Below are 8975 nucleotides of genomic sequence, written 5' to 3'. Positions count from 1 at the left end.
AATACAAAGTCCCAGAACTTAAAAAAATATCATTCATTTTATATATATTGCTAAAAAAGTATTGCTTTGGCATTACCAGGTAAACCATTAATCCTACGTATAAGTATTACTAATTCGCAACAAGTAAAATGGCCTAAAAGCCCTTTCTACTGAACAAAAACACAGTGAAACGAGTAAATAATTGGCTCAAATATTGCCGAACTTCATTAATATTCGCTATTTGTACGATAAATGACAAATAGTGTAATTTTAGGTTGATCTTTAGTGCTGTTTATATTTAAAATCGCCAACCTTTTTATTTGAGGCAAATAAATTCGTCACATTTATCCTCAAATTAATATCGATTACTAGCAAGAAATGCGGTGGGCTTATGGATTTTTACATCCTAAAAAAACAACAAGAACTAATTGCGATTCCAGCAAGTGAGAATAACTGTAAGCAGTATCTCGATTCGGGTTATTTTTATATCGATAAAGTAGCAGCGTGCAACGAAACTAATGCATTAAAGGCGCTACACGCAAAACAAACTAAAACGTTAAAAATTCCATTATTAATGGCACTTTTAGCATTACCGGTTGTTTTTTCAGCTTGGTACAGTTTAACCTAACGTAATGCATGCCTTAGGCTTGCATCTTTAACAGCCTTGGGTATATTGGCGCTCTTACGGTTTTATTAAGAGCGCGACATGAAAGTCCTCCACACCTCAGATTGGCACCTTGGCCAACAATTTTACGAACACGATCGCCGTGTTGAACATCAAGCTTTTTTTACATGGTTATTAGCCACTCTTGTTGAACAACAAATAGATTTACTTTTAGTTGCTGGCGACATTTATCATACAGCGACACCAAGCGCTAGCGCCGAAAATCAGCTTTACCAATTTATTAAAGACGCCAAAAAAGCATGCCCACTATTACACGTAGTGATTATTGCGGGTAACCACGACTCTGCAAATCGTATTTTGGCGGCTCAGCCATTACTTGCACAGTTTGATACTCACGTAGTAGGGCGCTTTGATATCGCTACACCCGATGAAACTGTTATTACCATAAATACTAATGGTAAACGCGCTGTAATCGTCGCTATGCCATTTTTACGCGCAAGCGATATAAGTTCACTTAGCCAAACCGAAAGCGGCCCTAGTTATGCTCAAGGCGTTGCAAAAGCTTACGAACTTGCCTTAGAGCAAGCTGTTAATATAAATGAGCAAAACTCACCATTAATAGTTATGGGGCATTTACACGCTAAAGGCGGAGATATATCAAGTGATTCTGAGCGTAACTTAGTAATAGGCGGTGAAGAGTCTATTTCAGCTAATGTATTTGGTAAACAAGCTAACTATGTGGCACTTGGGCATTTACACAAAGCGCAACAAGTTGCTAAAAGCGATGTTATTCGCTACAGCGGCACACCCATTCCAATGTCGTTTTCAGAGCGTAACTACACGCACCAAATAAATATTGTTGAGTTTATTACTGATGAAAAACAACACATTAGTACAATTGTAAACCCCCTTTACATTCCACGCTCTGCCGATGTAATTGTTTTACCAAAAGGGGAGTGCGTACCATTAAGTGAACTGTGCGAGCAAATTAAAGCACTCGACACATCACAAAATACAGTAGCGCCTTATTTACGTGTAAAGCTTAAATCAAGCGATACCGACACCACCTTCAGAGAACAAATAGAACAAGCACTTGAAGGTAAGCATATTAAATTTTGTGGTATTGAACGTGTACGTGAGCAATTAGCTAACAATGACGACAACACCGTATTTGAAGATTTAAGCGAAGTTGAAATGCTCAACCCATTAAACCTATTAGAACAAGCATTCGCAAACGATAAAGACATGGCAGGGCAAAGCGTACCCGATGAGCTAAAAGCACTTTTAAGTGATGTAATAAACGAGCTTACGGAGCAAGAACAACTATGAAAATAACCGCAGTTCGTATTCATAACTTAGCCTCAATTGTTGACGCTGAAATAGACTTTACTAAAGCCCCATTAAAAGACGCGGGTTTATTTGCCATTACAGGCGATACCGGCGCAGGTAAAAGTACCTTTTTAGATGCGATATGTTTGGCGCTTTATACAAAAACAGCACGGCTACGTGGCGATAAAGGTAATTTAATAGAGTTTAACGGCGACAGCATTAAGCTAAATGATGCGCGAAACTTACTGCGCAGAGGTACATGGGAAGGCTACGCCGAGGTTGACTTTTTAGGGCAAGATAAACAGCTTTATCGTGCGCGCTATACAATTTCACGCACCCATAAAAAAGTAACAGGCAAACTTAAAGTAGCAGAGCACACTTTAGTAACCCTACCAGACGAAACCCTAATAGCAGACAAAAGCCACACAATAAAAGAAGTCGAGAGTAAAATAGGGCTTAACTTTGAGCAGTTCTCCCGTGCCGTACTTTTAGCGCAACATGAGTTTGCTGCGTTTTTAAAAGCCACTGGCGATGAGCGAGCGCAACTTTTAGAGTGCTTAACAGGCACCGATAAGTTTAGCCGTATTGGCGTGCGTATTTTTGAACGCCATAAAGAGCAAGTAGCAAAGCTTGAAGCGCTTAAAGCAGGCCTTGAAAGCTATACCTTATTAACACCAGAAGAACTTGAGCTACAACAAACCAAGTTAGCGGATTTAAAAACGCAAACCGAACACGCTAAACAAGAGCTGACCAAAACCGAAAAAGCACTTAGCTGGTATCAGCAAGCAACAGTGCTTGAGCAAAACTTACTCCAAGCACAGCAAACGCAGCAACAAGCAAGTTCAGCGCTTGAAAGTATCGTTGAGCAAAGCGAGCAAGCTAAACAAGCCAAACAGGCGCTTGAAATAAAAGACAACCGCAGCCGCTTTACTGTTTTAACTGATCAAAATACGGTTCAAGATGAGCAAATTACAGCGCTTAAAAGTGTTGACCATTTAGCGGTAATTAACGAGTGTAATACCGCGCTTATTAAACATACCGAGCAGCTTAATAACGCAAATGAGAAAAAACAAAATGCAGCGCCCGTTATCGCTAAAGCGCGCGAGCTCGACAGCAATATTGCTTTGCAAAGCCAAAGTATAAGAGGTACTGAGTCACAAATAGCTAAAGAGCAAACGCAGCTTGATGAGCTCAAACAACAGCTCAAACAAAGCAATAATGAGCTTGAACTTGCTAATACCGACTCAGCTAAAAGTCAGCAATGGCTTAATGAGCATGCACAGCTGCACGTTTTAGCAAAAGATTGGAGCTATTATAAACAAAGCTTTACTACTTACTTAAGTGCACAACAGCAATTAGCCGCAAACGTTACGCAAAGCCAAACTCTTAATAGCGAGCTTACAAATCAGAGTGAGCTTTTAAATACGCAAAATAATAAAGTGCAGCAGTGCGAGGCGTTACTTAATAATGAGCAATCGGCATTACAGGTATTAGATAATCAGCTGACTGAATTTAATGCAGAGCATTGCGACGCGCAGCTAAAGAGTATTGATTACTTAAAAGAGCAACGCGAGCGTTATGGGCAATTTAATACAGAACTAAAACAAAGCACGCAACGCCAACAAGTGCTCAACCAGCAGTTAAATGAAAGCCAGCAAGCTCATGCTTTACTTAATCAACATTTAATAACCAGTGAGCAAGCGCTAAAAGGCAGCGAGTACGCACTTAACCAAGCGCGCTTAAGAGCCAGCGAAAACGTTGAGCATTTACGTACTGAGCTTCGCCCTAATGAGCCTTGTTTAGTGTGCGGTGCAACGGAGCACCCGTACGCGGTAAATCAAAATCAGCAATTAAATAACTTAATTACTGATTTTGAAAATGCTTTTAATACCGCCAAAAAGCAATTTGAGAATGCACAAAGCGAGCTGCATAAGCATCAAACTCAACATGCTGTATTAGCTGCTGAACACGGACAACTTGAGCAAGTAATACAAACGGCAAAAGCTAAACAGCTTGATATTAAAAATACCATGCAAGGTGCACGTACCGAGCTTAACGACTTAACGGCCGATCAGCTTGAAGTCACTTATAAGCGGTTAACGGAGCAAAAAGCGCAGTATTTTGAGCAACAAAAACGCCAGCGTACACTGCAAACTAAAGTAAATGAGCTACAAGCAGCACTTAAAGCAGAGCAGCAAGCACAGCAGCAACTTAGTAATAAACAGCTTGAGCTTACACATCAGCAAAACCAAATAACGAGTAAGCATAGCGAACTAAATGCGCAAATTAACGAGCTGGATACAACGCTTAATAGTCAATTTGAAAACAGTGATTTTTGGCAGCAACTACAAGGCAATACGCTTGAGCTTACCCAGTTGCACGAGCAGGTTACGCAGTACCAGCAAACTCAAACGCAACTCGAGCAAAGCCAAAAACGCCAACACACAGCTAATGAGCAAATAAAGCAGCTTACCCCGCTTATAAGTAACAACGAACAATCGTTAAAAACACTCAATGAAGAGCTCATAAAAGCTAAAGCGCTATTAAGCACTGTGCAAACTGAGCGCTTAGCATTATTTAATAACGAGCAAATAAGCGCAGACGACTACCAAGCAAAGCTCACAAGTGAGCAAGAGCAAAAGCAATTGCTGGTTCAAGCAAGTCAAAAAGCGCATGATGATGCTATTAAGCAGCGAGACGAGCACGCTATAACACTTAAAAACGCAGAGCAACGCTTGCTTGAAAACAGTCAAGAGCTAGCAACGCTTGAGGCACGTTATAACGAGTGGTTTAGCGACTTTAAAGCGCAATTTAGCAATGCGACGCACGAACAGGTCAAAATTTTACTAACACTTAGTAGCGAGACGATTAAAGCGCATTTAAATCAGCACGAGCAGTTAACTCAAGCGCTAACCGATGCAAATGCCGCATTAAAACAGCAGCAACTTACGCTTGAAAAACACAACAGTAGCGATAAACCAACGCAAAGTGCAGAGGCTTTAAATACCCAATTAAGTAGCTTAAACGAGCAACAAACGCAGCTGCAAAGTTCATTACTAGCGACTAATACTGCCATTGAGCAGCATAACCAAAATACAAAGGCGCTTGAAGGTAAGCAAGCCGAACTAACAACGCTTAAAACGCAGGTTGAACAGTGGCACTTGCTTAATAAAGTACTAGGCGATGCAACGGGTAAAACCATGCGTAACTTAGCGCAAACACAAACATTAAAAATATTACTGCACTATGCCAACAGCCATTTAAAAACACTCAACAAGCGCTACGAATTAACGGCAATAGCACAAACGCTCGACATTGCGATTATTGACCGCGACATGGCCGACGAGCAACGCTCTGTTAATACGCTCTCGGGCGGGGAGTCATTTTTAGTATCACTGGCGCTTGCACTTGGTTTAGCATCGCTTTCGTCAAACAAAGTACAAATCAATTCTTTGTTTATTGACGAAGGGTTTGGTACGTTAGACAGCGAAACCCTCAGCATTGCAATGGACGCTCTTGATTCATTACAAGCACAAGGTAGAAAAGTAGGCGTTATATCGCACGTAACACAAATGAGCGAGCGCGTAGCCACTCAAGTGCATGTAGCCAAAAAGCCAGGTGGATATTCCACAGTTGAAGTTATATAGCTATTAGGGAGTTTAAAAATGCCAACATTTACAGGCGAACAAGCAACACAATACGATAGCCGCATTACTCGTTTAGTCCCAGGTTATGAGTTATTACACCAACTAACTAACGCACAGCTACAAGCAACGCTAAGCGACAATGCACATATTTTAGTAGTAGGGGCAGGCACTGGTAAAGAAGTGCTCGCACTGGCTGCATTAAACCCAACATGGCAATTTACTGCGCAAGATACATCAGCCGATATGCTTGCTATCGCACAGCAGCAATTTGATGAACAAGGCATAACTAGTCGCGTAACGATTCACAATGGCCCTGTTGATAAATTATCAGTTAAAGCTGATGCCATTTTATGTTTATTAGTCATGCATTTTGTACAAGACAATGGCGATAAAAAGCAGCTATTAAAAGCAATGAAGGGCAATCTTAAAAAAGATGCACTCCTTTATATTGCTGATTTAATGCGCCCCGAAACGACGTTTGAGCGCGAAGCCCAACTTACGACGTGTGCGCAATTAGGTTTAACCGAAACCGGTAAAACACAAATGGGACACGATTTAGAAAATGAGTTTTACCCACTCGATAGAATGCGCTTTAGCGAGCTGCTAAATGAGTGCAAATTTGGTATTCCAAAGCTGTATTTTAAAGCGCTAGGTTTTAGTGGGTATGTAGTTTAATTTATCGATCTATTTAGAAGAATGTGGCTTACACCACTGAACTGTGTGCTTATGGCGCGGTATTGTTTTACATTCTTTATTAGAGTTGGCACCTGGCTCGCTAGCATATTGCGAGCTTGGGGCTACGTTGGCACAACCTGCAGCCAATAATATAGCAAATACGGGTATTAATTTTTTCATTTCATCACCTATTAAAATATGTTTTAAAGCGCATTGCAGTTACTGTAAATACAAAGCGCTTATTAGTTTGCTAGCATCTCTCACCAATATGGCGGGTAGTTATGCATCTACAAAAATAACTTCGCCAGTAATAAAGCCATCAACCGAACGCTCAAACGCTTTACCTACAAGCTTGCCTGGTACTGGTTGAAAACCTGGCATCATCTCGCCGTATACGTCCCATGCTTCTTCAAGTACGGTAGGGTTAACCACATTAATACGTGTGCCACGTGGCATTTCAAGTGATACGCATTTTGCAAACGTATCTATTGCACCGCTGGTTGTTGCATCAGCAATCGCAAACGGAATAGGTTTAACGTTTAAAATACCGCTAATTAGCGTAAATGAACCGCTATCGGCAATGTACTTTTGACCAATGCGTACAAGGTTAATTTGCCCCATCATTTTGCTCATAATAGTGCTCATCCACTGGGCTTCGCTCATATCTGCAAACGTTTCGTACTCACATAAACCTACGGTATTAACTACGGCATCAAAATGGCCTACTTTTTCGTACAGTTCAGTAATTGATTGCTCGCTGGTAATATCAACAATATGATCCACATCGCCCGAACGACCCGCTGTAATTACTTTATGCTTAGATAAACCGGTTAATGCCGCTTGACCCATTTTACCTAGTGCGCCTATTAAAATTACTGTTTTCATTGTTTGCTCCAATCATTTGTTCACTTTAGTGTGTAGGAGCATAGTAAGGGAGTATTTTAACAATTAGAAACAACCCTTTTATGTAAGAGATACAAGATAATTTGGTTATGTGATAAGTTAAATATTACTACTAAATAACTCTGGCAGCAGCATGAGCAAGTTAGACCGATTAGATATAAAACAATTGCGTATTTTCCAAGCGCTCATTCGCGAGAAGAACGCCTCAAAAGCAGCGAGTAAATTGGGCTTAACCCAACAAGCAGTGAGTGAGCAACTAAAAAAGTTACGCGACGTGTTTGACGACCAGCTGTTTTTGAGAAAAACCACTGGCTTTGTGCCTACACCTTATGCAGAGGAGTTGTCGGTAGACATAGACAAACTCCTAAACGACTTTCAGGCATTATTAGCACCTAAAATATTTGACCCAAAAACAGTTAATGATGAGTTTGTAATAGCCGCTACCGACTACGCACAGCAAGTCGTTTTACCAGCATTAGTTAAAGTACTCCGGGCACAAGCGCCAAATTTAAAGCTTATAATAAGAGACTTCGAGATAGACAGTCTGCACGATTTAATGGAAAGCGGCAAAGTAAACCTAGCCATTGCCTTCCCCGACTACATCCCAAGTACTTACCCCATTATTAAGTTATTTGAAGAGCAACATATTTGCGTTACCTCGCCGAATTCATCAATAGCAGGAACTAAGCCAAGCCTTGCTGAAATCGCCAGTTATCCAAGTATTATTGCCTCGCCTTCGCGTCCAAATTTTAAAGGGTCTATTGACGATTGGTTTAAAAGCTTTGATTTAACGCGTAACGTAGTGGTGTCGGCACCGTGTTTTTCTATTGTGCCGATGTACCTAGAAACAACCGACTCTATCGCATTTTTACCCTCACGCGCAGTAAGCTCAGAGCTAGTAAAAATAGAGCTGCTACAGTTACCCGCGCCGTTTGACGTAATAGCCGCATGGCATCCGCGCTACAATAAAAACCCGCTTCATAAATGGGTAGTATCGAAGTTGGTTGTTGAGTGATTTGAGAGTTATTATTTGTAATAAAAAATAAAGCGGTTTTAATAAAGCTTTTAAGACAAGAGCATTATGAAACGTAGATCGGTTAAGTGAAGCGTCCCCCGTCGCTCCAATATTCATATCAATCAGATTGTTGCTTCACCAGCAACCTAACCAATCTCTCCAAGTGCTTTCATTGCAGCTTGTGCTTTATCTGTTTGTACAAAAATATGGTCGTGATAAAACGCAGCTACCACATTAGCGCTAATGCCATGCTCAGTGAGCTTTGCAGATACCGCAGCGGTTAACCCTACGGCCTCTAAGCTTGAATGTACGTTAAGAGTAATTAAATTATATTTACTCTCAAAGGTAATACCTGCTTTATCGGCGGTTTCAGCTTTTAAAATAAGGGTTAGCCCTTCTTCTTCTACATAAGTGGCAAGTGGGTCTAAATGAACATAATCAGCAAGCTTTCCTGCCAAACAACAAAAAATATACTCGCCTTGCTTAAGCTCTGGCTGCATTGATTTTAATAATTGGTTTAACTCTAAAATTCCGGCCATGGTCGCTCTTATTAACCTAATTCAATTCAAATAAGTAAGTCTATTTTCAAACTGTTTTTTAATTAAATTACTATCTCGTTTAACTATTATTTTTTCGACAATATCCCAAACACCGATCAAATTTTAAGGCTCTATTGGCGATTGGTTTAAGCTTATACCATTCCAATAAATAGCAGATCTATTTTACTTGCTAAAACAACCCATTTCTTTGTTGTCAATTTCGCAAAGGGAACAACCATTTACATCAATTTACGCCTAGAACT

8 protein-coding genes are annotated in these 8975 nt (G+C 40.5%); 5 read left to right on the top strand and 3 right to left on the bottom strand.

The features are described 5' to 3' along the window. Window positions 1-370 precede the first annotated feature (370 nt). From GQR46_RS11870 to GQR46_RS11855, 4 genes are all read left to right on the top strand, one after another. Complete coding sequence (locus GQR46_RS11870; protein WP_002959190.1) at window positions 371-607, top strand: hypothetical protein; 237 nt, start codon at window positions 371-373, stop codon at window positions 605-607. Between the two features lie 78 nt (window positions 608-685). Next, on the top strand, window positions 686-1933 hold the full coding sequence (locus tag GQR46_RS11865) for an exonuclease SbcCD subunit D C-terminal domain-containing protein (RefSeq protein ID WP_165741059.1): 1248 nt from the start codon (window positions 686-688) through the stop codon (window positions 1931-1933). After that, window positions 1930-5580: an AAA family ATPase gene (locus GQR46_RS11860; RefSeq protein WP_165741058.1), complete on the top strand. Its 3651-nt coding sequence runs from the start codon at window positions 1930-1932 to the stop codon at window positions 5578-5580. The genes GQR46_RS11865 and GQR46_RS11860 overlap by 4 nt, the downstream gene beginning before the upstream one ends. Window positions 5581-5598: 18 nt before the next feature. Beyond that, window positions 5599-6255 carry a class I SAM-dependent methyltransferase gene (locus GQR46_RS11855; RefSeq protein WP_165741057.1) on the top strand — a complete coding sequence of 219 codons (657 nt, stop codon included), beginning with the start codon at window positions 5599-5601 and terminating at the stop codon, window positions 6253-6255. Between the two features lie 9 nt (window positions 6256-6264). Here GQR46_RS11855 and GQR46_RS11850 read toward each other — a convergent pair whose 3' ends face one another. Together GQR46_RS11850 and GQR46_RS11845 are read right to left on the bottom strand one after the other, a co-directional pair. Continuing rightward, window positions 6265-6435 carry a hypothetical protein gene (locus GQR46_RS11850; RefSeq protein ID WP_165741056.1) on the bottom strand — a complete coding sequence of 57 codons (171 nt, stop codon included), beginning with the start codon at window positions 6433-6435 and terminating at the stop codon, window positions 6265-6267. A gap of 99 nt (window positions 6436-6534) precedes the next feature. Next, the gene (locus tag GQR46_RS11845) at window positions 6535-7140 is read right to left on the bottom strand and encodes a short chain dehydrogenase (protein ID WP_165727910.1); all 606 of its coding nucleotides are present in this window, start codon (window positions 7138-7140) and stop codon (window positions 6535-6537) included. Between the two features lie 151 nt (window positions 7141-7291). On the opposite strand from GQR46_RS11845, the gene GQR46_RS11840 reads away from it, so the two are divergent. Continuing rightward, window positions 7292-8173 carry a LysR family transcriptional regulator gene (locus tag GQR46_RS11840; RefSeq protein ID WP_165741055.1) on the top strand — a complete coding sequence of 294 codons (882 nt, stop codon included), beginning with the start codon at window positions 7292-7294 and terminating at the stop codon, window positions 8171-8173. Between the two features lie 146 nt (window positions 8174-8319). Here the strand turns inward: GQR46_RS11840 and GQR46_RS11835 are convergent, their stop codons facing one another. Beyond that, window positions 8320-8712 (bottom strand): ACT domain-containing protein, encoded by a 393-nt coding sequence (locus GQR46_RS11835; RefSeq protein ID WP_165741054.1) that lies wholly within the window; start codon window positions 8710-8712, stop codon window positions 8320-8322. Window positions 8713-8975: the final 263 nt, after the last annotated feature.

This window comes from Pseudoalteromonas sp. Z1A6 (assembly GCF_011378745.1).
Taxonomy (GTDB): domain Bacteria; phylum Pseudomonadota; class Gammaproteobacteria; order Enterobacterales; family Alteromonadaceae; genus Pseudoalteromonas; species Pseudoalteromonas arctica.
This window is presented reverse-complemented; position numbering and strand designations above follow the sequence as displayed.